Origin of the sequence: Methylobacterium sp. 190mf (assembly GCF_900107945.1) — a bacterium.
In the GTDB taxonomy this organism is placed as follows: Bacteria; Pseudomonadota; Alphaproteobacteria; order Rhizobiales; family Beijerinckiaceae; genus Methylobacterium.
This window is the reverse complement of sequence record NZ_FNVI01000003.1, coordinates 106,317-126,683: the sequence shown is the minus strand read 5'-3', so window position 1 is coordinate 126,683 and position 20,367 is coordinate 106,317. Positions and strand designations below refer to the sequence as shown.

General features: G+C 71.4%; 18 protein-coding genes and 1 pseudogene. 12 read left to right on the top strand and 7 right to left on the bottom strand.

What is annotated here, in order from left to right; all coding sequences use genetic code 11:
- The first annotated feature begins 21 nt into the window (after positions 1-21).
- The 4 genes from C4T42_RS04800 to C4T42_RS04785 all read left to right on the top strand — a co-directional run bounded on the left by C4T42_RS04800 (position 22) and on the right by C4T42_RS04785 (position 5,665).
- Positions 22-1,083 (top strand): efflux RND transporter periplasmic adaptor subunit, encoded by a 1,062-nt coding sequence (locus tag C4T42_RS04800; protein ID WP_244603167.1) that lies wholly within the window; start codon positions 22-24, stop codon positions 1,081-1,083.
- Positions 1,080-2,177, top strand: coding sequence for an efflux RND transporter periplasmic adaptor subunit (locus C4T42_RS04795; protein ID WP_091976516.1), 1,098 nt, complete (start codon positions 1,080-1,082; stop codon positions 2,175-2,177). The genes C4T42_RS04800 and C4T42_RS04795 overlap by 4 nt, the downstream gene beginning before the upstream one ends.
- 22 nt (positions 2,178-2,199) lie before the next feature.
- Positions 2,200-5,265 carry an efflux RND transporter permease subunit gene (locus tag C4T42_RS04790; protein WP_103984765.1) on the top strand — a complete coding sequence of 1,022 codons (3,066 nt, stop codon included), beginning with the start codon at positions 2,200-2,202 and terminating at the stop codon, positions 5,263-5,265.
- A 178-nt stretch (positions 5,266-5,443) separates the two neighbouring features.
- A complete protein-coding gene (locus tag C4T42_RS04785) occupies positions 5,444-5,665 on the top strand; it encodes a hypothetical protein (RefSeq protein WP_012319732.1) in 222 nt (73 codons plus the stop codon).
- 15 nt (positions 5,666-5,680) lie between these two features.
- Here C4T42_RS04785 and C4T42_RS04780 read toward each other — a convergent pair whose 3' ends face one another.
- A complete protein-coding gene (locus tag C4T42_RS04780; RefSeq protein WP_103984764.1) occupies positions 5,681-6,058 on the bottom strand; it encodes a 4a-hydroxytetrahydrobiopterin dehydratase in 378 nt (125 codons plus the stop codon).
- 184 nt (positions 6,059-6,242) lie between these two features.
- Here C4T42_RS04780 and C4T42_RS04775 point away from each other — a divergent pair, with 184 nt between their 5' ends.
- The 6 genes and pseudogenes from C4T42_RS04775 to C4T42_RS04750 all read left to right on the top strand — a co-directional run bounded on the left by C4T42_RS04775 (position 6,243) and on the right by C4T42_RS04750 (position 11,406).
- A complete protein-coding gene (locus C4T42_RS04775) occupies positions 6,243-7,223 on the top strand; it encodes an ABC transporter substrate-binding protein (protein ID WP_100251230.1) in 981 nt (326 codons plus the stop codon).
- Between the two features lie 60 nt (positions 7,224-7,283).
- Positions 7,284-8,021 carry an ABC transporter permease subunit gene (locus C4T42_RS04770; protein WP_056528723.1) on the top strand — a complete coding sequence of 246 codons (738 nt, stop codon included), beginning with the start codon at positions 7,284-7,286 and terminating at the stop codon, positions 8,019-8,021.
- Complete coding sequence (locus C4T42_RS04765) at positions 8,002-8,736, top strand: ATP-binding cassette domain-containing protein (RefSeq protein WP_103984763.1); 735 nt, start codon at positions 8,002-8,004, stop codon at positions 8,734-8,736. The genes C4T42_RS04770 and C4T42_RS04765 overlap by 20 nt, the downstream gene beginning before the upstream one ends.
- Before the next feature lie 177 nt (positions 8,737-8,913).
- Positions 8,914-9,018, top strand: a pseudogene (locus tag C4T42_RS32310) (isocitrate lyase/phosphoenolpyruvate mutase family protein); the annotation flags it as partial.
- A gap of 248 nt (positions 9,019-9,266) precedes the next feature.
- Positions 9,267-10,484 carry an MFS transporter gene (locus C4T42_RS04755; RefSeq protein ID WP_020092030.1) on the top strand — a complete coding sequence of 406 codons (1,218 nt, stop codon included), beginning with the start codon at positions 9,267-9,269 and terminating at the stop codon, positions 10,482-10,484.
- Between the two features lie 34 nt (positions 10,485-10,518).
- Positions 10,519-11,406 (top strand): LysR family transcriptional regulator, encoded by an 888-nt coding sequence (locus tag C4T42_RS04750; RefSeq protein WP_020092031.1) that lies wholly within the window; start codon positions 10,519-10,521, stop codon positions 11,404-11,406.
- 9 nt (positions 11,407-11,415) lie between these two features.
- Here the strand turns inward: C4T42_RS04750 and C4T42_RS04745 are convergent, their stop codons facing one another.
- The 5 genes from C4T42_RS04745 to C4T42_RS04725 form a co-directional block, all read right to left on the bottom strand.
- Positions 11,416-11,748, bottom strand: a complete 333-nt coding sequence (locus C4T42_RS04745; RefSeq protein ID WP_020092032.1) for a hypothetical protein — start codon at positions 11,746-11,748, stop codon at positions 11,416-11,418.
- A gap of 11 nt (positions 11,749-11,759) precedes the next feature.
- A complete protein-coding gene (locus tag C4T42_RS04740) occupies positions 11,760-12,977 on the bottom strand; it encodes a molybdopterin-dependent oxidoreductase (RefSeq protein WP_020092033.1) in 1,218 nt (405 codons plus the stop codon).
- Between the two features lie 495 nt (positions 12,978-13,472).
- Entirely contained in the window at positions 13,473-13,988 is a 516-nt protein-coding gene (locus tag C4T42_RS04735; RefSeq protein WP_020092034.1) for a DUF2165 domain-containing protein, read from the bottom strand.
- A gap of 71 nt (positions 13,989-14,059) precedes the next feature.
- Complete coding sequence (locus C4T42_RS04730; RefSeq protein ID WP_103984762.1) at positions 14,060-15,976, bottom strand: hypothetical protein; 1,917 nt, start codon at positions 15,974-15,976, stop codon at positions 14,060-14,062.
- 145 nt (positions 15,977-16,121) lie between these two features.
- The gene (locus C4T42_RS04725) at positions 16,122-16,448 is read right to left on the bottom strand and encodes an iron-sulfur cluster assembly accessory protein (RefSeq protein WP_020092036.1); all 327 of its coding nucleotides are present in this window, start codon (positions 16,446-16,448) and stop codon (positions 16,122-16,124) included.
- A 153-nt stretch (positions 16,449-16,601) separates the two neighbouring features.
- Here C4T42_RS04725 and C4T42_RS04720 point away from each other — a divergent pair, with 153 nt between their 5' ends.
- Positions 16,602-17,849 (top strand): deoxyguanosinetriphosphate triphosphohydrolase, encoded by a 1,248-nt coding sequence (locus tag C4T42_RS04720; RefSeq protein WP_020092037.1) that lies wholly within the window; start codon positions 16,602-16,604, stop codon positions 17,847-17,849.
- Positions 17,850-17,874: 25 nt separating this feature from the next.
- On the opposite strand, the gene C4T42_RS04715 is transcribed toward C4T42_RS04720, so the two are convergent.
- Positions 17,875-18,312: a hypothetical protein gene (locus C4T42_RS04715; RefSeq protein WP_020092038.1), complete on the bottom strand. Its 438-nt coding sequence runs from the start codon at positions 18,310-18,312 to the stop codon at positions 17,875-17,877.
- Positions 18,313-18,591: 279 nt separating this feature from the next.
- On the opposite strand from C4T42_RS04715, the gene argS reads away from it, so the two are divergent.
- The gene (gene argS / locus C4T42_RS04710) at positions 18,592-20,343 is read left to right on the top strand and encodes an arginine--tRNA ligase (protein WP_103984761.1); all 1,752 of its coding nucleotides are present in this window, start codon (positions 18,592-18,594) and stop codon (positions 20,341-20,343) included.
- Positions 20,344-20,367 lie beyond the last annotated feature (24 nt).

Here is a 20,367-nt window from a genome sequence, read left to right as displayed (position 1 = left end):
CCATCCGCATCCGCGCTGCTGATGTTAACCGCGCTCGCGTGGATCGGGTGCGCCCAGGCCGCGCCCGAGACGGCGCTCGACTCCGCCGTGGCGCGCGTGCGGGTCGTGCAGGCGCGTCGCACACCGATGGCGCTCGACGTGGTGGTGACCGGCGACGTCCAGGCCCAGGCGCAGGTCAACGTCTCGTTCCGAACGAACGGGAAGGTCGCCGAGCGGCGCGTCGAGATCGGCGACCACGTCACGGCCAATCAGGTCCTCGCCGTCCTCGAACCCCTGACGCAGCAGGCGAATCTCGACAACGCCAAGGCCGCCCTGGCTTCGGCCGAGGCGCTGCTCACGCAGGCGAAGATGTCGTACGAGCGCCAGAAGCAGCTCCTGGCCGGCGGCTTCACGACCCGCTCGACCTACGACAACGCCGAGCAGGAGCTGCGCACCACGCAGGCGGCGGTCGACTCGGCCAAGGCGGCGCTGGGAACCGCGCAGGAGCAGTTCTCCTATACCGAGCTGCGCGCGGGCGTGTCCGGCGTGGTGACGAGCCGCAGCTTCGAGGTCGGCCAAGTGGTCCAGTCGGGCCAGACCGTGCTGGTCGTCGCGCAGGACGGGCCCCGCGACGCGGTCTTCAACGTCTACGAATCGCTGCTGGCCCAGCCGCCGGCCGGCGACACCGTCGCGGTGGCCCTCCAGTCGGACCCGTCCGTCACCGCGGTCGGGACCGTGCGGGAGATCTCTCCCACCGTGGATGCCGCCAGCGGCACGGTCCGCGTCAAGATCGGTTTGAAGTCGACGCCCGCCGCCATGGGGCTCGGCGCCGTCGTGATCGGCCGCGGGCGCTTCGCGCCGCACGAATCGGTGATCCTGCCCTGGTCGGCGCTCTACCGCTACGACGGTAAGCCCTCGGTGTGGGTCTACGATCCGGACCGGAAGACCGTCTCGGTCCGCGCGGTGGAGATCGATCGCTTCGGCCCCGATATCATCGCGCTGAAGCGCGGCGTCGAGCCGGGCGAGCGCGTGGTCGTCGCCGGCATCCAGTTCCTGCGTCCCGGCCAGACGGTCGCGGCCGCCGAGATCGGAGACCGCCCATGACGGCGCGCGCGTATCTCGTCCTGGGCCTCCTCGCGACGGCACTGGCCGGGTGCAACGGTCACGGCGAGGAGGGGGGCGAGGCCGCGGCGGCCCCGGTCCGTCCGGTGCTGACGCAGGTTGTCGTACCGAGCGACACCGTCACGTTCGGGCCGTTCGCCGGCACGATCGAGCCGCGCTACCAAGCGCAGCTCGGCTTCCAGATCCCCGGGCGCATGGTCGCGCGGGACGTGACGATCGGCGACCTCGTCACCCGCGGCCAGCGCCTCGCGGCCCTCGACACCATCGTGACCCGTTTCGACCTGACCCGCGCCGAGGCCGACCTGGCCGACGCGAAGGCGCAGGCCGAGAACGCCGAGGCCGCGGAGTCGCGGACCCGGCGCCTGATGACCGGCAACGCCGTCTCCCAGGCGACGCTCGATCAGGCTGTCGCCAAGCGCGAGACCGCCCGGGCCCGGGTGGATCAGGCGATGGCGAGCCTCCAGAAGGCCCGCGACCAGATGGGCTACACTGAGCTGAAGGCCGAGTTCGACGGTGTCGTGACCCAGCGCCTCGCCGAGGTCGGCCAAGTGCTCAGCGCCGGCCAGGGCGTCGTGACCGTGGCGCGGCCCGACGTCCGCGAGGCGGTGGTCGACATTCCCGAGGCCCATGTCGGGGCTCTGCCGTCGGACGGCGTGTTCACCGTCGCGCTCCAGAGCGCGCCGGAGCTGACGGCGCGCGGGCGCGTCCGCGAGATCGCGCCCCTCGCCGAGTCGGGGACGCGGTCCAAGCGCATCCGGATCACCCTGGACGATCCCGGCCCGGCCTTCCGGCTCGGCGCGACCATCAACGTGTCGCTCATGCGCAAGGTCGCGCCCACCGCCCTTCTGCCCGCCTCGGCGCTGCTCGAGGACGGTGACCGCCGCTCGGTCTGGGTCGTCTCGCCCGACGGGAAGTCGGTAGCGCGCCGCGACGTCACCGTGGCGGCGCGGGACAACGCCGAGGACGGCCGCGTCGCGGTCGTCGCCGGCCTGAAGGCCGGCGAGCGCGTCGTGGTCGCGGGCGTCCACGTCATCAAGGAAGGCCAGGCCGTGCGCCTGACCGACGGCGCCGTCTGATCCGGCCGCACGGGGTTTTCGCGTGAAGGACTTCAACCTTTCCGACTGGGCGCTTGGGCACCGCTCGTTCGTCTGGTTCCTCATGCTGGTCTCGCTGATCGCGGGCCTGATGGCCTACACCCGCCTCGGCCGTGAGGAGGATCCGCCCTTCACCATCAAGACCATGGTGGTGCAGACCACGTGGCCGGGCGCGACCATCAAGGACACCCTCGATCAGGTCACCGACCGGGTCGAGAAGGAGCTCCAGCAGCTCAACGGCCTCGACTTCGTTCGCAGCTACACGACGCCCGGATCGTCGACAGTCTTCGTCCAGTTCCGCGACACGCTCAAGAAGAACGAGATCCAGCCGGCCTTCTACCAGGTCCGCAAACGGCTCGGGGACATCAAGGGTCAGTTCCCGGAGGGCGTGCAGGGTCCGTTCTTCAACGACGAGTTCGGCGACGTCTACGGCAATATCTACGCGTTCACGGCCGACGGCCTGACGCACCGGCAGCTGCGCGACTACGTCGAGGGCATCCGCACCGAGGTCCTGCGGGTGCCCAATATCGGCAAGACCCAGCTGATCGGCACGCAGGACGAGACGATCTACCTCGACTTCTCCACCCGGAAGCTCGCCGGCTACGGCATCGATTTCCAGGCCCTGATCAAGGCCCTGCAGGCGCAGAACGCGGTCTCGGCCTCCGGCGTGGTGCAGGCCGGGCCGGAGCGCATCTCGCTGCGGGTCAGCGGCTCCTTCGCCTCCGAGGCCTCGCTCCAGGACTTCAACCTGCGGGTCAATGACCGTTTCTTCCGCCTCGCCGACATCGCCGAGATCAGCCGCGGCTACGAGGATCCGCCCGCACCGCTGTTCCGGGTGGACGGCAAGCCCGCGATCGGCCTCGCCATCGCGATGCGTCCGGGCGCCAACCTGCTGCATTTCGGAGAGGCCCTGAAGGAGCGCATGCGCGCCATCGAGGCCACCCTGCCGCTCGGTGTCGGCGTCCATCTCGTGTCGGACCAGCCCAAGCAGGTCGAGCACGCGGTCGGCGGCTTCACCCAGGCGCTGGTCGAGGCCGTCATCATCGTGCTGGGGGTGAGCTTCGTGAGCCTCGGCGTCCGGGCCGGCCTCGTCGTCTCGGTGTCGATCCCGCTCGTGCTGGCGATCGTCTTCGTCGTCATGCAGATCATGGACGTCACCCTCCAGCGCATCTCCCTCGGCGCGCTGATCATCGCGCTCGGCCTCCTCGTCGACGACGCCATGATCACCGTCGAGATGATGGTGGCCCGCCTGGAGCGGGGCGACACGCTGCGGAAGGCCGCCACCTTCGCCTACACGTCGACGGCGTTCCCGATGCTGACCGGGACGCTCGTGACGGTGGCGGGCTTCCTGCCGATCGGCTTCAACGGCTCCGGCGCCGGCGAGTACACCTACTCACTGTTCGTGGTGATCGCGGCCTCGCTGCTGGTCTCCTGGGTCGTGGCGGTCCTGTTCGCGCCGCTCGTCGGCGTCACGCTCCTGCCGAAGACCATGAAGCACCACACGGAGAAGGAGGGGATCTTCACGCGCCTGTTCGTCTGGGCGCTGCGGCTCGCCATGCGCTGGCACTGGACGACGGTGGTGCTCTGTCTCGGGCTGATGGCGGCGGCCATCGTCGGGATGGGGCACGTGCAGCAGCAGTTCTTCCCGTCCTCGGACCGGTCCGAGGTGCTGGTGGACCTGACCCTTCCGCAGAACGCCACCATCGCCGAGACCCGGGCGCAGATGGACCGGTTCGAGGCGAACCTGAAGGACGATCCGGACGTGACGAGCTGGTCGTCCTACGTCGGCGAGGGCGCGGTGCGCTTCTACCTCCCGCTCGATCAACAGCTCGCCAACGCGTTCTTCGGCCAGATCGTCATCGTCACGAAGTCGCTGGAGGTGCGCGACCGCGTGATGGCGCGCCTGCAGACGATCGGCCTGCGCGACTTCGTCGGCACCGACGTGCTGGTGCAGCCCCTGAGCCTCGGGCCGCCCGTGGGCCGGCCGGTGCAGTACCGCCTCAGCGGCCCGAACATGGAGACGGTGCGCCGCCTGTCGCTCGACCTCGCCAACGTGGTGGCGGCCGACAAGCGCCTCGACGTGCCGACCTTCGACTGGAACGAGCCCGGCAAGGTCCTGCGCGTCGAAATCCTCCAGGACAAGGCGCGCCAGCTCGGCGTGACCAGCCAGGACGTCGCCGGCATCCTGAACGGGATCGAGGGCGGGCAGGCGATCACGCAGGTCCGAGACTCGATCTACCTCGTCAACGTCGTCGGCCGCGCCCGCGCCGCCGAGCGGTCCTCGCTGGACACGCTGCAGTCGCTGCAGGTCGGTCTCGCCAACGGCACGGTGGTGCCGGTGCTCGCCTTCGCGCGGATCGGCTACGATCTCGAGCAGCCGATCGTCTGGCGCCGCGATCGCCTCCCGACCGTGACGGTGCGCGCCACGATCCACGACGCGACCCAGCCGGCCACCATCGTGGCCGCCCTGCAGCCCGGCCTCGACGCCTTCATCAAGGCGCTCCCGGAGGGCTACACGGTCCAGACCGGCGGCGCCGTCGAGGAATCCGCCAAGGGCCAGGGCCCGATCGCGGCCGTGGTCCCGGTCATGCTGCTGGCCATGGCGTTCCTGCTGATGATGCAGCTTCAGAGCTTCGGCCGGATGCTCCTCGTCTTCACCGTGGCACCACTCGGCCTGATCGGCGTGGTGCCGGCGCTGCTCCTGTTCGACAAGCCGATGGGCTTCGTCGCCATCCTGGGCATCCTGGCGCTCATCGGGATCATCATCCGCAACGCGGTGATCCTGGTGAGCCAGATCGAGGAGTTCCGGGCCGAGGGGATGGCGCCCTGGCAGGCGGTCTTCGAGGCGACCCACCACCGCATGCGGCCGATCCTCCTGACTGCGGCCGCGGCGAGCCTGGGCCTGATCCCCATCGCCCGCGAGGTGTTCTGGGGGCCGATGGCCTTCGCGATGATCGGCGGGATCCTGGCGGCGACCTTCCTGACGCTCCTGTTCCTGCCCGCCCTCTACATCGGCTGCTACCGCATCCGCCCGGAGACGGGCGGCGCGCCGGCGCCACACGCCGGCTGATCGGCCGGATCACGCGATCGCGGCGCCCGCGGGCGCTGCGAGAAACGGTCGGCCCGCCCCTCCGCCCCCTCAGGGCGGGCCGACCGTGACGATATTTCACGCGAGCGGGGCCACACCGCCGGAAACCCGACGGTGTTCCGGCGCGTAGGGTGCGACGGAACCGAGGACCGTCCCGCCCATGAACGCCTTCATCGCCGTCGTCCTGGTCTGCGCCAACGGGATCGCCCAGGATTCCTGCACGGACGCCCAGGCGCTCGAGGTCCGCAAGGTCCGGGTCGCCAATGAACTCGGCTGCGCCACCGGCTGGCAGGAGATCATCGCCCGCACCGAGCTGCGCGAAGAGATCGGCAAGACCGCCTACCTGAAGACCGAGTGCCGCCGGGTGAAGGAGCCGCGGTGACGCACGCGGCGACCGCTACTTCTCGTACTTGATGTAGGCGAAGCGCGGATCGGTCGGGGTGCCCTCGAGCCCCTGTCCCTCCAGGCCCGGCTGCCAGGAGACGACCTCCTCGATCTTCCGGGCGAGGGCGAAATCCTTGTCGGTGATGCCTTTGGCCGCGTGGTTCATCAGCCGGACCTCGACCCAGGCGTAGGAGGCCGTGATGTCCGGATGGTGCCACGCCGCCTCGGCGAGGTGGCCGACCGTGTTGATCACCATCAGGGTGCTCTTCCAGCCGGACGTCTTGTAGGTGCGCCGGATCCACCCGTCCTCCAGCCGCCAGGCGGGCAGCTCGGCCTTCAGCCGCGCCTCCACGGTCACGTCGTCCAGTGCGCCCTCGCGTCGCTCGCTCATGATCCATCTCCGATGAAACCGTCGCGGCCGAGGGTGCCGCCGCGGCCGGTTGCGCGCAAGCGTGTTTGCCACGGTGGACTGAAACCGGTGTGAGCCCTATGACCTTTTGGCAATGGCGTCCGGCTCGTTCGGCACTCCAGTCTGCCGCCGCTGAAGACTGCGCAATACGATGGGAGAAGGCGTGATGCTGTCACGGCGCGCGATGCTCGCCGGGGGCCTGCTCGGCGGCCTCGGCCTGCGGGCGGCGCGCGCCGACGTGCCGACGATCCGCCTCGGCAGCCTGCCCTTCGGCACGTCCACCTGGGAGGCGGCGGTGATCAAAGCCCGCGGCCTCGACACGGCCAACGGCTTCGAGCTCGACGCGGTCAAGCTCGCCGGCAACGACGCGGCCCGGATCAGCTTCATCGGCGGGCAGGTCGACACGATCATCGGCGACCTGCTCTGGGCCGCGCGCCTCGGCAACGACGGCCAGGCGGTCCGCTTCATCCCGTACTCGACCTCCGAGGGCGGCGTGATGGTACCGGGCGGCAGCCCGGTGAAGAGCCTCAAGGATCTCGCGGGCAAGCGCCTCGGGGTGGCGGGCGGCCCCCTGGACAAGAACTGGCTCCTCCTCCGGGCACAGGCTAAGGACGCGGCCGGCATCGACCTCGAGCAGGCCGCCGAGATCGCCTACGGCGCCCCGCCGCTGATCACGCTGAAGCTGGAGCAGGGCGCCCTCGACGCGGCGCTGACCTACTGGACCTACTGCGCCCGCCTCAAGGCCAAGGGCTATCGGCAGCTCGTCGGCGCCGAGGACATCATGCACGCCCTCGGGGTCCCGGGCGACGTGGCGCTGATCGGCTACCTGTTCCAGGACGCCACCGTGAAGGAGAAGCCCGCGGCCGTGGCGGCCTTCGCCCGGGCCTCGCGCGCCGCCAAGGACATGCTCGCCTCCGACCCGAGCACGTGGGAGATCGTGCGCCCGCTGATGGCGGCGGAGGACGAGGCGACCTTCGAGGCCCTGAAGCACGATTTCCTGGCCGGCATTCCGCGCCGCTCCATCGCGGAGGAGCGCGCCGACGCCGAGAAGCTCTACGCGGTGATGGCGCGGCTCGGCGGCGCCCGCCTCGTCGGAAAGGGCAACGCGCTCCCGCCGGACCTCTACTACACCGGCCGCAATGGTTGAGGCGGCCGCCCGGCGGGCGCGCGTGTCGACCGTCAAGACTATCAGGATCATCGGGACCGCATGGGCGCGCTGACCCGTATCGCGTCCCTGGCCGTGCTCCTCGCCGCCTGGCAGTTCGCCGCGATGGAGGCGGGCTCGCGCCTGCTGCCGGCGCCCCTCGCGGTGCTGCGCTTCATCGTTCAGGAGGCGGAGCGCGGCGACCTCGCGCACAACGTGGGCATGACACTGCTCCGCGTGGCGATCTCCTTCACCGTGGCGATGGTCCTCGGCGTCCTCCTCGGCGTCGCGCTCGGACGGTCCAAGGCCGCCGACCTCACCCTCGACACGCCGCTGCTCGTCCTCCTGAACACGCCCGCCCTGGTGATCACGGTCCTGGCCTATGTCTGGGTCGGCCTCACCGAGACCGCCGCGATCCTGGCGGTGGTGCTCAACAAGCTGCCGAACGTCGCGGTGATCGTGCGCGAGGGCGCGCGGAATCTCGATCCCGGGCTCGACGAGATGGCCCGCGCCTACCGGCTCGACCGGCGCAGCTGGGCCCGCGACATCCTGATCCCGCAGCTCCAGCCCTACATGGTCACGGCGGCGCGGTCGGGCCTCTCGCTCGCCTGGAAGATCGTGCTGGTCGTGGAGCTGCTCGGGCGCCCGGACGGGGTCGGCTTCGCGATCAACTACTACTTCGTCCAGAGCACCGACGTGGCGGCCATCATCGGCTACAGCCTCGTCTTCATGGCCGTGATGATCGGCATCGACGTCCTCCTCCTCCAGCGGCTCGAAGCCTATGTCCGTCGCTGGCGCTGAGCCCGTCCTCCAGGTCGCGATCGCGTCGAAATGGTACCGGCCCGCCCGGGCCGAGGCGGTCGAGGCCGTCCGGAACCTGACCTTCGGCGTCGGCGCCGGGGAGATCGTCTGCCTGATCGGGCCGTCGGGCGCCGGCAAGACCACCACCCTGCGGATCCTGCTCGGCCTCGACACCGCGTTCGAGGGCCGCGTCTCCGGCGCGGACCGGGCGGGCATCGTGTTCCAGGAGCCGCGGCTGCTGCCCTGGCGCAGCGTCGAGCACAACGTCCGCCTCGGCCTGCCCCGGGCACGGCGCGGGCGCGATCTCGACGATCTGTTCGCGCGGCTCGGCCTGACGGCGTGGCGGACGCGCTACCCGAAGGCCCTGTCACTGGGCATGCAGCGGCGCGTGGCGCTGGCGCGCGCCCTAGCCGACGGCCCGCGCGTCCTCGTCCTCGACGAACCGTTCGTGTCCCTCGACGACGCCGCCGCCGCGGAGCTGCGCGGCCTCGTGGTGGACACGGTGGACCGGGCCGGCATGAGCGTGCTGATGGTGACGCACAACGTCGCCGAGGCGATCGGGATCGCAGACCGGCTGCTCCTCGTGTCGCGGCGCCCAGCCAGTCTCATCGCCGACGTCCGCCTCGACCGGCCGCGCCGGGAACGCGACCGCGCCTGGGCCGAGGCGACGCGGGCGAACCTCGCCGCGCAGCATCCGGAGATCATCGCGCAGTGACGCGTGTCGCGCCGGCCGTTCGGCCGATGCCATCGGTCCAGATCGGCCGCTGCGTTCAGCGCGCCTCCCGAACGGATCGTTGAACCTCCCTCCATCTCAACCTCGGACGATCCCCGGCCAGGTAGGCCATCTCCCCGCGGGACCCGAGCGGCGTAGGGTCGCTCGAGGGAGGTGGGGATCAGTGTCGGCAGGTCGTTCGCGCGGGCGGCCCTCGGCGGTCTCGCGCACGCGGCGCGGGAGGTGCTGGAACGCGGCACCTTCAGCGACGCGGCGGAGGCCGTGTCGGGCAGCGGGGCGAAAGCCTACATGGCGGAAGAGCCGCGGCAGGCGCGACCGCTCGGGATCGCTGCCGCACGGCGGGCGATCCTGCGGCGAGCGGGCGCCGATCGGCCCGGATACGCGAGTCGCGGCGAAGGACCGGGCGGCACGGTTTGTCATCGCATCGCGATACGGACGGGAACGCCGCCGCTATACCGGTGCCCTCGTCGCACCGGCCGGCCGCGGAGCCTTGTCGAATCCAGAGCGTCCCGATGTCCCGCACGTCCCCCTCGGCCATCGACCGCGCGCCCGTCGCCGACCGGTCGGGCACCGGCAATGTAGTCAGGCTAGCCGTCGCGCAGGCCCTCGCCGGCGCGAACTCGACCGTCGTGTTCGCGACGGGCGCGGTCGTCGGCAACATGCTCGCGCCCAGCAAGGTCCTGGCCACATTGCCGATCTCGATCTTCGTGGTCGGGATGGCCGCCTGCGCCCTTCCGACCGGCAGCATCGCCAAGCGCCACGGGCGCCGCACCGCCTTCATTGTCGGCACCGGGTGCGGCGTGCTCGTCGGCCTGCTCTCGGCCTGGGCGATCGTCGCGGCCAGTTTCTGGCTGTTCTGCGCGGCGATGTTCCTCGGGGGCGCCTACGCGGCCGTGGTCTTCTCGTTCCGCTTCGCCGCCGCGGACTGCGTTCCGGCCGACCGCCGCCCGCGGGCGCTGTCGGCCGTCATGGCCGGCGGTGTCTTCGGCGGAGTGATCGGGCCGCAGCTCGTCACCCACACCATGGACCTGTGGCCTCCCTACCTGTTCGCCGCCACCTTCCTGGCCCAGGCCGCCGTCGCCGCCGCGGCCGCCCTGATCCTGGCGGGCGTTCGCCTGCCGCGGCCGTCCACCGGGTCCGTCTCGGGCGGACGACCGCTAGCCGTCATCCTCGCGCAGCCGCGCTTCGTGATCGCGGTGATCTGCGGGGCCGTGTCCTACCTCCTGATGAACTTCGTCATGACGGCCGCCCCGCTGGCCATGCGCCTGTGCGGCCACGCGCAGGAGGATGCCAATCTGGGCCTGCAGTGGCACGTCATCGCCATGTACGGCCCGAGCTTCTTCACCGGGCGGCTGATCACGCGCTTCGGCGCGTCCCGCGTGGTGGCGACCGGCCTCACCTTGACGGGGGCGGCCGCGCTCGTCGGACTCGCGGGCGCGGACGTCGGGCATTTCTGGCTGTCCCTCATCCTCCTCGGCGTCGGATGGAACTTCGGCTTCGTCGGCGCCTCCGCGATGGTGCTGGACTGTCATCGCCCGGAGGAGCGGACGCGGGTGCAGTCGATCAACGACTTCATCGTGTTCGGAATGGTGGCGGTCGGTTCGTTCTCGTCCGGGGGCCTGCTGACGAGCTACGGCTGGGACACGGTTCTCTGGGTGTCCTTCGCGCCCTTGGCGCTGGCCGCGACGGCGCTCGCGCTCACGACAGGGCGCGGCGCGAAGGCGTGGTAGCCTGGATCGTCCCTCGCGGTCGCAGAGCCCGTCGATGACCCTCGATCAGTTGCGCATCTTCGTGGCGGTCGCCGAGCGTCAGCACGTCACCCGCGCGGCCGAGGCCTTGAACATCGTGCAGTCCGCAGTCAGCGCCGCGGTGTCCGGGCTGGAAGAGCGCCACGCGGTGAAGCTGTTCCACCGGGTCGGCCGCGGGATCGAGCTGACCGATGCCGGTCGCGTCTTCCTCGAAGAGGCCCGCGCGGTCCTCGCCCGCGCCGAGGCGGCCGAGCGGGTCTTGGCCGACCTGAGCGGCCTGCGGCGGGGAAGCCTGCGCGTTCACGCGAGCCAGACCATCGCCAGCCACTGGCTGCCCCGCCATCTCGTCGCGTTCCGGGCCGCCCATCCGGACGTCACGATCCGGCTCGCCGTGGGCAACACCGCGGAGGTGGCGCGGGCGGTCGCCGATGGTTCGGCCGAACTCGGCTTCGTCGAGGGCGAAGTCGAGGATCCGATCCTGGCGAGCGCGGCGGTCGCGCAGGATCGGCTCGTGCTCGTCGTGCCGGCCGGCCACCCCTTCTCGGCCCGGGAGACCCTCACGGCCGCCGATCTCGCGGGCCACCCGTGGGTGCTGCGCGAGGCGGGCTCCGGAACGCGCTCCGCCTTCGAGGCGGCGCTCGCGGCGGCGGGGCTGGCGCTCGCGGATGTGACGGTGTCGCTCGAGCTGCCCTCCAACGAGGCCGTGCTCGCCGCGATCGAGGCCGGGGCCGGTGCGGGCGTCCTGTCGGAGGCGGTCGTGGCGGGCAAGCTGGCCGCCGGCGCGCTCGTCGCGCCGCCGTTCCCGTTGCCGGCACGGACCTTCCGGATGCTGCGCCACAGGGAACGGTACCGGAGCCGCGCCGCGGACGCCCTGCTCGGCCTGATCCGGGACGGGACGCCGTGAGCGGCGCAGTCAGGGCCGCGGCTTCAGCGCGGCGAGATAGTCGATGATGGCCTGCCGGTCGGCGGGATCCACGCTGGCCTTGTAGCTGTGAATCATCTTGTCGACGATCCCGCTCCACTGCGCCTTCGACAGGGCGGGCTGCGTGAGGATCATCCCGGCCGAGTGACAGGCGAGGCAGGTGTTGCTGATCGCCTCGGCGCCCGGTCCCGCCGGGAAGACCTGATCGGACGTGGGCCATTCGACCTGCTGCGACGCGAAGCGCATCGGCTCCGGCGCGGCGGCCGCGGAGACGGGGATCAGGGCGAGCGCGGCCAGGCAGCGCGCTATTGGCGTCAGGGACATGAAACTCCTCCTTAGGCGACCTGGAGCGTCACGGTCTCGACGCCGTTCTGCATGAAGCCCGCGCCGTTCCAGACGGGGTCCATCGGCTGCGCGAGTCCGTTCGTGTTGGTGCAGCGGACCTTGATGGCGCGGGTGCCGGTCGCGAGGGCCGGCAAGTCGACGTCGAAGCGGCGGAAACTGTAGGCGCCCGCGTCGGCCCCGAGCCGCGTCGGCGCCCAAGACGCGCCGCCGTCGGTGGAGATCTCCACGGACCTGACCCCGCAATCGCCCCCGAAGGCGATGCCGCGCACGGCCACCGGCGCGCCGACCGCGACCCGGGCGCCGTCCTGCAGGTTCGTCACGAAGGCGCGCGGCACCATGCGGTCGATCGGCACCGTCTTGAAGCCGGTCTGGCCGGGCTGGACGTTGGCTCCCGGCACGTCCGGGATGCGGTAGGCCGTCTCCATCCAGTACTGATCGTCGGGCCTGTCCAGAACCTCGATGTCCGACAGCATCTTGACCCAGTAGGTCGAGTACCGGCCCGGAACGACGAGGCGCAGCGGGAAGCCGTTCAGCAGCGGCAACTGCGCGCCATTCATCGCGTAGGCGATCATCACCTCGCCGTCGCGGGCATGGTCGAGGGCGAGGGATTTCCGGAAGTGCGGCGCGTCGCTCACGACCGGCTCGTCGAGGCCGGCGAAGCGCACCTGTACGGCCCCGGCCCTCACGCCCGCGCGGTCGAGCACGTCTTTCAGGCGTACGCCGGTCCAGAGGGCGTTCCCCATCGCGCCGTTGGCCCACTGCGCGCCGGGGACCCGCGGCACGAACAGGCCCCGCGAATTGCCCGAGCACTGGTTGACCGCCGCGATCTCGAATCGCGGCATGTCGGCGAGTGCGTCGAGGGACAGCGACAGGGCCGTCTCGACGTGACCGCGCACTGTCAGTCGGAAGGACGGCACGTCGATCGCGGTCGGGATCTCGGCCCAGTGCCACCGCACGTAGAAGCGGTCGTTGGGGGTGAACACGCCCTCGTCGAACACCGCGAAGGGTGTCTCCAGCAGTGGCGGCCGGGTGCGCTGCAGGATCATCGCGCCCTTCCCGGGGAAGGCGGTCGTGACCGCGCGCTGCTCGGGACCGCCGGGCAGGGGGAGTCTGACCGTGCCGGCGGCCCAGGCCGGGGCGGCCGCAGCGAGGCCTCCGAGGCCGAGGCCGGCCAGCACGGCACGGCGGGGAAGGGCGGATTGGCTCACGGCGATGTCTCCTCAACGGCGTGGGGTAACTCGATGACCGTTGCTCTGCGGTTTGCAGATCGCGGTTGCGCGGTCCGATCTCTCTCCTGACGCTCCTCGAACTGGACCCGGGCATCACGCGATGCCGAGAAGGCGGATCAGGTGGAGGCTGACGGCGGTGGGCGCGGCGAGCGAGGGTGCAGGTTCAGGGCCCGGTCGACGATCGCGACCTCGACCGCCTCGGGCCGACGGCTCTGGGGCTGACCGCGAGGCGGGAGCCAAGCCTGGCTACGGAACCGCGGATGCGGCACGCGATCGAAAGAGGGTTGGTCCTGCGTGACACGGCTCGGCTCCGGAACAGGGAGCCACCATCCCTCTCGCCGAGCGTTCAATCCAACAGAACTTATGGAACGAACTGATCGCGATTCCCGATCGTTCCGGGTGGCGGTGCGGCGAACTCCGAGAACGCGGTCGGCACGACAGCCCCCGCGTCGGGGCAGCGCTGGCCGCGCGATCTCAGCCTATGCGGCCCGCCTCCGGATCCTCGGCCTCGGGCAGGGCGACGTAGATCATCACGCCGAGGACCGTCATGGCGAAGCGGAAGGCGGATTGTTGGCCGTTCCAGACCTTCGACATCCACATGCCGAACCACTCGGCGCCGATGCCCAGGAAGCCCGCCTGCCAGACCAGGAAGCCGACGCTCAGGCCGGCGATCGCCCAGGTCTTGGCCCGGTCGAAGTCGCCGCGCGGGGCCCGCAGCCGCGCGAGCATCAGCGCGACGCCGATCCAGAGCAGGAGCGCCGTGACAGCCTCCGCGGCGACGATCATCGCGAAGGCGCCGCGCTGCAGTGCCGGATCGGTGATCGCGCGGTCGGCGATGCCCGAATCCGGCAGGATCGTGTCCATCGACAGCACGTGCTGCACGAAGGCGAGGTTCACTGCCGGCTCCGTGACGTTGCCGTACACGACCAGCGTGCAAGTCAGGGCCAGGGCGCCGACGAGGGCGGCCTTCGAGAGGCGGACGGCGAGCATGGGCGGCCCTTCCAGATATGCGGGCGTCGCCTTCGGAGCCGGGCCATGGCCTCGGCCGATCGCGGCGCCCCTCAGTTCGCCTTCGCCTCGACCTCGAGCCGGTCGAGGACGGCGGCCGGTGAGCGCGCCGCGCCCAGGTCGATGAAGCCGATCCCCGCCGGCTCCTTGGACTTGGCGTGCACCACGAGCTTGCCGGGTTTCATCACGAACTGGCCCATGGCGGCGCCGATCCCCTTGGCGGCCGCGCTGTTGCCCAGGATGATCGGCACGCCGAGCAGGCTGGCGGTGACGTATTCCTTGCGCAACTCGTCCGGCTTGAGGCTGAGATCCTTCGACTGCGCGGCCAGGAAGCGCTCGAACAGGCCGGCATTCTCGACCGTCAGGTTCAGGGTCTTGGCGCTGCCCGAGAACATCACCATGGTCGCCGCCGGCAGGGTGCCGGAGAACAGTTCGGGCCCGATGCCTCCGAGCGTGCCGGACAGGCGGACGGTGCCGATGTCCCGCCCGGAGATCGTGACCTCGCGCAGGGCGAGGTCGCGGGCCTTCTCGTCCAGGCTCGCGTCGGCCACGAGGTCGAGGTCGAGGTCTCGGTAGCCGTAGGCCGGCAGCAGGCCGAGGAGCGGCGCGCCCGCGAGCAGGTCGGCGGGCAGGCTCAGGCCGGTGAGGCTGATGCGGGTCGCGCTGGGCACGCCATCGGTCAGCGGGCCGAAGGCCAGGGCCGCCTCGCGCAGCGCGACGCGGGGGGACGTCCGCGGCGACACCGTGACCGCCAGGGGATCCGCGGTCCTGTCGGCCGGCCTGGGCTCGGGTGTCCGCGCCGACCGGCCCGGCTCGGGCAGGGCGCCACGGGCCGGGGGCCGGACGTCGCGGGGAGGCGCCCGCTCGACCTCCGCCTCGGGCGGCAGGTCGATCGACAGGTCGGTGAGGGTGAGCGTGCCGAGCTTCGGCGTCAGGCGACGCATCTCGACGTCGGAGAAGCCGGCGCCGCCCGTCGGCTCGGCGGCGATGCCCTGGAGGGTCGCGACGGTCGGCGCCAGGGAGGTCCCCAGCGCGGCCACGCGGCCGACATGGATCCGCAGCGCGCCGAGGGTCATCGACAGGTTGTCCAGGGTGGTGCCGCCCTCGGAGCCCGAGGAGGTGTAGGCGGCCCGGCCGATCTCGAACAGCACCGGCCCCTTCGGATCGGTGTCGCTGACGCTCAGGCCCTGCATCTCCAGGCTGCCGACCGAGGTGGCGTCGATGAGATCGGCGGCGGCGGCGGCCAGCGGTCGGCGGTCGCTGGCGCCGTCGAAGCCGTTCGCCACGATGGCGAAGGCACCGCTCCAGCCGTCCGGGACCTGCCGGCCGCCGAGGTCGCGGCCGTCGAGGCGGGCGATCTTCACGGTGGTGCCGCGCGCGTCCGAGTAGGTGACGTCCGAGACCTGGATGGTGCCGTAGACGCGCTGGACCGGTCCCTTGCCGTCGCCGGGCACCGTGTAGAGCCGGCTGAGCGCGGCGAGATCCAGGTCCGTGGCGCGCACCTGACCGTAGGTCCCGGACCCGCGGTTCGGCCCCGCGACGGAGCTGACCGTCGCGCCGGCCGCCGTCAGCTCGCCGACGCGGCCGGCCCGGATGTCGCGGGCGACCACGTCGCGGTAGGTGACGGTCTGCCGGTTCTCGCCGGGACCCGCGTTCTCGGAGACGAGGACCGGGACGGTCAGGCTGCCGGCGTCGAGCCGGGCGAGGCGCTGCTCCCAGGGCACGTTGGAATCCGGGCGCAGGATCGCCGCGAGATCCTCCTTGGAGAGGCGGGTGCCGCTGGCCGTCAGCTTCGGAGCCTTCAGCAGCGTGCCGCCCAGCGGGATCACCACGTCGTTGACCGTCACGTCCTGGACGGCGGCGGCGCCCTCCTGCGCGGCGAGCGGCGCGGGCGCGAGGCCGAGAAGGGCCAGCGTGGCGGCCGTCGCCCAGGCCGACCGGAGGCGGAGACGGGCCTTCGGGTGGTTCATGGCAGCGTCCGGACCAGGGCTCTCGCGGGGATGCCCTAGCCGTGCCGTGTTTTGCCGGGCGAGGCAATCGCGCGCGCCGGCCCGGGCGATCGAGCCTGGAAAGGTGTCGTACGGACGCAACGGCGCGTCGGCGCCGGGGCGGGGGCTACAACGAGAAGGAGGTCCCGCAGCCGCAGGAGGCGGTGGCGAGCGGGTTCTCGATCTTGAAAGACTGCCCGATCAGATCGTTCACGAAATCGATGGTCGAGCCGCTCATGTACTCGAGCGAGACCGGATCGACGATCACGGTGGCGCCGTCGCGCTCGATCGCGACGTCCTGCGCCTCGCGGGCGCGGGTGATGTCGAAAGCGTAGGAGAAGCCCGAGCAGCCGCCACCGTTGACGCTGATCCGCAGCGACGAGCCCGCCGGCTCCGCCACCATGATCTCGTTGATGCGCTTGGCCGCGCGGGCGGTCAGGGTGATCTCAGCCATCGGTCTCTGGCCACGCATTCGTTCGGTGGACGGCGCGCCCGGCCCGTTGCCGAGGGCGCCTCGACCCACAAGATATGAGCCGCAAGCCCGCGCCGCAACGCGCCGGGCGGGGAGCCGTCATGAGCAGGGTGCGTGAGTTACAGAGCGGATGCCGTGCGACCGAACGGTGAGCGCTGGCGCGCGCCCTACGCCACCGACCCGGCCCGCACCCGGGGCCGCCTGATCCCGGAGGCCGGCTCGCCGACCCGCAGCGACTTCCAGCGCGACCGGGACCGGATCATCCACTCGACGGCGTTCCGGCGCCTGAAGCACAAGACGCAGGTCTTCGTGCATCACGAGGGCGACCACTACCGCACCCGCCTGACCCACACGCTGGAGGTGAGCCAGATCGGCCGGGCGCTCGCACGCGCCCTCGGGCTCGACGAGGACCTCGCGGAAGCTCTGGCCCTCAGCCACGACCTCGGCCACACCTGCTTCGGCCATACCGGCGAGGACGCCCTCGACACCTGCATGGCGCGCCACGGCGGCTTCGACCACAACGCCCAGGCGCTGCGGATCGTCACCCGGCTGGAGCGGCGCTACGCCGGCTTCGACGGGCTGAACCTCGCCTGGGAGACGCTGGAGGGCCTCGTCAAGCACAACGGTCCGCTGCTCACCGCGGACGGCCACCCGACGCCCCGCTACGCCGCCCGCGGCATCCCGGCGGCGATCCTGGAATACGACGCGCTGAATCCCCTCGACCTGTGGAGCCAGGCCGGCCCCGAGGCCCAGGCCGCCTCGCTGGCGGACGACATCGCCTACGCCGCCCACGACCTCGACGACGGGCTGCGCGCCGGCCTGTTCGAGATCCCGGAGCTGCGGGCGGTCCCGTTCCTGGCCGGGCTGCTCGACGAGATCGACCGGCTGCATCCGGGCCTGGAGCCGTCGCGGATGATCCACGAGCTCGCCCGCCGGGTGATCACCCGCTTCGTCGAGGACGTCATCCGCGAGGGCGGCCGCCGCATCGCCGCCCTGGATCCGCAGCGCGTCGAGGACATCCGCGACGCGGATCAGCCGGTCATCGTGTTCTCGCCGGAGATCGCGGCGGCTGACGCCGAGATCATGCGCTTCCTGTGGGAGCGGATGTATCGGCATCCCGGCGTGGTGGCCGTGCGGAAGAAGGCCGACGCCATCGTCAACGACCTGTTCGCCGCGTTCACCGCGGCGCCGGCCCGGATGCCGGAGGAGTGGAGCGCCGGTCTCGACGGTGCCACCGAGGCCCGGGTCGCCCGCCGTGTTGCCGACTACATCGCCGGCATGACCGACACTTACGCGGTCCTGGCGCACCGCAAGCTCTACGCGACGACGCCGGACCTGCACTGGGAGTTGCCCAGCCGGGGCCTGCCCCTCGCCGAGCCCTGAGGGCCCGGCGCGGGGCCGGCGCGTGTCAGCAGCCGCAGCCGCAGGTGAAGCTGCCGTAGCACCCGCCGTAGCCGTAGCCACCGTAGGCGGCGGGATAGCCGTAACCGTAGCCGTAACCGCCGTAGGCGGCCGGGTAGCCGTAACCGTAGCCGCCATAACCGTAGCCGCCGTAGACGCTGCCGGCGGCGAGCCCGAGCCCGAGGCCGATCCCCGCGCCGGCCAGCCCGTAGCCGAGGGCCCGACCGTAGCCGCCGCGGTAGCCGTAACCGTAGCCGCGCCCGTAGAAGCCGCGGGCCGCGTAGCCACCGCGGTAGCCGTAGCCGCCGCGGTAACCGCCCCGGAATCCGCCACCATGGAATCCGCCACCATGGAATCCGCCGCCGCGGAACCCGCCCGCCTCGGCACTCGGCGTGGCCAGGATGAGCGCGCAGAGCGCCGTGCCCGCAATCGTCAAGGTCTTCATCAGTAACTCCGCGATCGGCCTACTCACGATCGCCAACGATGACACCGTGTCGTCTCGTTCGAGACAAGACGGACACTGGGCGATCCGTATTCGTCGCGCGGGATAACCCGTCGGCGACGCGCACGTGGTTACCGGAGCGATGCCGCGACCGCGGATTCCGCGCGGTCGGTGCGCGGCCCGGCGCCGTGACACCCTCCCGCCCCCTTGCTAGACCGCCGGGGCGGGCGCAGGCCGGACGGGCCGGGCGACGAGACCCCCGCGCGAGCGAGATCGAGACCCATGAACATCTTCGCCCTGTTCGAGGCGCGCGTGCGCGAGGCCGTGGAGGCGCTGACCCGCGCCGGCCACCTGCCCGAGGGCCTCGACCTGGGCCGCGTGGTCGTCGAGCCGCCCCGCGACGCGTCGCACGGCGATCTCGCCACGAATGCCGCCCTGGTGCTCGCCAAGGAGGCGCGGACCAACCCGAAGGCGCTCGGCGAGGCCCTGGCGGAGGAACTCCGCGCGGACCCGCGGATCGTCGAGGCGAGCGTCGCCGGGCCGGGCTTCATCAACCTGCGGCTCGACCCCGCGATCTTCCACGCGGTCGTGCGCGACGCGCTGACGGCGCCGGAGGCGTTCGGCCACTCGCGGCTGCCCGGCGGCCCGATCAACGTCGAGTACGTGTCGGCGAACCCGACGGGGCCGATGCATGTCGGTCACGGCCGCGGCGCGGTGTTCGGCGACGCCCTGTGCAACCTGCTCGTCGCCGCCGGCCGGCAGGTGACGCGGGAATACTACATCAACGACGCCGGCGTTCAGGTCGACGTGCTGGCCCGCTCGGCCTTCCAGCGCTACCGCGAGGCCCTGGGCGAGCCCTTCGCGATCGCCGAGGGCCTCTACCCGGGCGACTACCTGAAGCCCGTGGGCGCCGCGCTGGCCGAGACCCACGGCCGCGCGCTCCTCGACAAGCCGGAGGCGGAGTGGCTGCCCGCGGTGCGCGAGACCGCGCTCGGCATGATGATGGATATGATCCGGGCCGACCTGGCGGCGATCGGCATCCGCCACGACGTGTTCTTCTCCGAGCGCACGCTCCAGGAGAGCGGGGCCGTGAAGTCCCTGCTCGCGGAACTGCGCGCCAAGGGCCTCGTCTACGAGGGCCGCCTGCCGCCGCCCAAGGGTCAGCTGCCGGAGGATTGGGAGGACCGCGAGCAGACGCTGTTCCGCACCCGGGAATTCGGCGACGACAGCGACCGCCCGCTGCTGAAGTCGGACGGCTCGTACACGTACTTCGCCTCCGACATCGCCTACCACCGGGCCAAGTACCTCGCCGGCGCGACCGAGCTGATCGACGTCCTGGGGGCCGATCACGGTGGCTACGTGAAGCGCATGCAGGCTGCCGTGAAGGCGGTCAGCGACGGCAAGGCCACGCTCGACGTCAAGCTCTGCCAGCTCGTGCGGCTGTTGCGCGCAGGCGCGCCGGTGAAGATGTCCAAGCGGGCCGGCGAGTTCGTGACCCTGCGCGACGTGATCGACGAGGTGGGCCGCGACGCGATCCGGTTCATGATGCTCTACCGGAAGAACGACGCGACTCTGGATTTCGACCTCGCCAAGGTCGTGGAGCAAACGAAGGACAACCCGGTCTTCTACGTCCAGTACGCCCATGCCCGCGTCCGCTCGGTGCAGCGGCAAGCGCGCGAGGCCTTCCCGGACGCCGACCTCTCGGCCGCGGCGCTGGCCCGCGAGGCGGATTTCTCCGTGCTGAGCGACCCGGGCGAGATCGAGATGATGCGCCTCATCGCGCAGTACCCGCGGGTCCTCGAATCCGCGGCGCTGGCGCACGAGCCGCACAGAATCGCCTTCCACCTCTATGAACTGGCCTCCGCGCTGCATAGTTTCTGGAACAAGGGCAAAGACTTGCCGCAATTACGGTTTGTTAATGCAACCGACCGAAAGTCGACGTGGGCCCGGCTGGCGCTCGTCGAAGCTCTGCGGAGCACGCTGGCGGCCGGCCTTGCGATTCTCGGTGTGACCGCGCCGGACGAGATGCGATAGGCCCGGGTGCATCGGGCCGGTCTT

Bases quoted from the DNA above. Each gene is read 5' to 3' on its own strand.
- C4T42_RS04735 (WP_020092034.1), bottom strand. From the start codon at position 13,988: ATGCTCGCCGTCCGCCTCTCGAAGGCCGCCCTCGTCGGCGCCCTGGCC.
- argS (WP_103984761.1), top strand. From the start codon at position 18,592: ATGAACATCTTCGCCCTGTTCGAGGCGCGCGTGCGCGAGGCCGTGGAG.
- C4T42_RS04785 (WP_012319732.1), top strand. From the start codon at position 5,444: ATGAACGCCTTCATCGCCGTCGTCCTGGTCTGCGCCAACGGGATCGCC.
- C4T42_RS04795 (WP_091976516.1), top strand. From the start codon at position 1,080: ATGACGGCGCGCGCGTATCTCGTCCTGGGCCTCCTCGCGACGGCACTG.
- C4T42_RS04765 (WP_103984763.1), top strand. From the start codon at position 8,002: ATGTCCGTCGCTGGCGCTGAGCCCGTCCTCCAGGTCGCGATCGCGTCG.
- C4T42_RS04780 (WP_103984764.1), bottom strand. From the start codon at position 6,058: ATGAGCGAGCGACGCGAGGGCGCACTGGACGACGTGACCGTGGAGGCG.
- C4T42_RS04730 (WP_103984762.1), bottom strand. From the start codon at position 15,976: ATGAACCACCCGAAGGCCCGTCTCCGCCTCCGGTCGGCCTGGGCGACG.
- C4T42_RS04770 (WP_056528723.1), top strand. From the start codon at position 7,284: ATGGGCGCGCTGACCCGTATCGCGTCCCTGGCCGTGCTCCTCGCCGCC.
- C4T42_RS04775 (WP_100251230.1), top strand. From the start codon at position 6,243: ATGCTGTCACGGCGCGCGATGCTCGCCGGGGGCCTGCTCGGCGGCCTC.
- C4T42_RS04715 (WP_020092038.1), bottom strand. From the start codon at position 18,312: ATGAAGACCTTGACGATTGCGGGCACGGCGCTCTGCGCGCTCATCCTG.
- C4T42_RS04725 (WP_020092036.1), bottom strand. From the start codon at position 16,448: ATGGCTGAGATCACCCTGACCGCCCGCGCGGCCAAGCGCATCAACGAG.
- C4T42_RS04800 (WP_244603167.1), top strand. From the start codon at position 22: ATGTTAACCGCGCTCGCGTGGATCGGGTGCGCCCAGGCCGCGCCCGAG.
- C4T42_RS04745 (WP_020092032.1), bottom strand. From the start codon at position 11,748: ATGTCCCTGACGCCAATAGCGCGCTGCCTGGCCGCGCTCGCCCTGATC.
- C4T42_RS04750 (WP_020092031.1), top strand. From the start codon at position 10,519: ATGACCCTCGATCAGTTGCGCATCTTCGTGGCGGTCGCCGAGCGTCAG.
- C4T42_RS04755 (WP_020092030.1), top strand. From the start codon at position 9,267: ATGTCCCGCACGTCCCCCTCGGCCATCGACCGCGCGCCCGTCGCCGAC.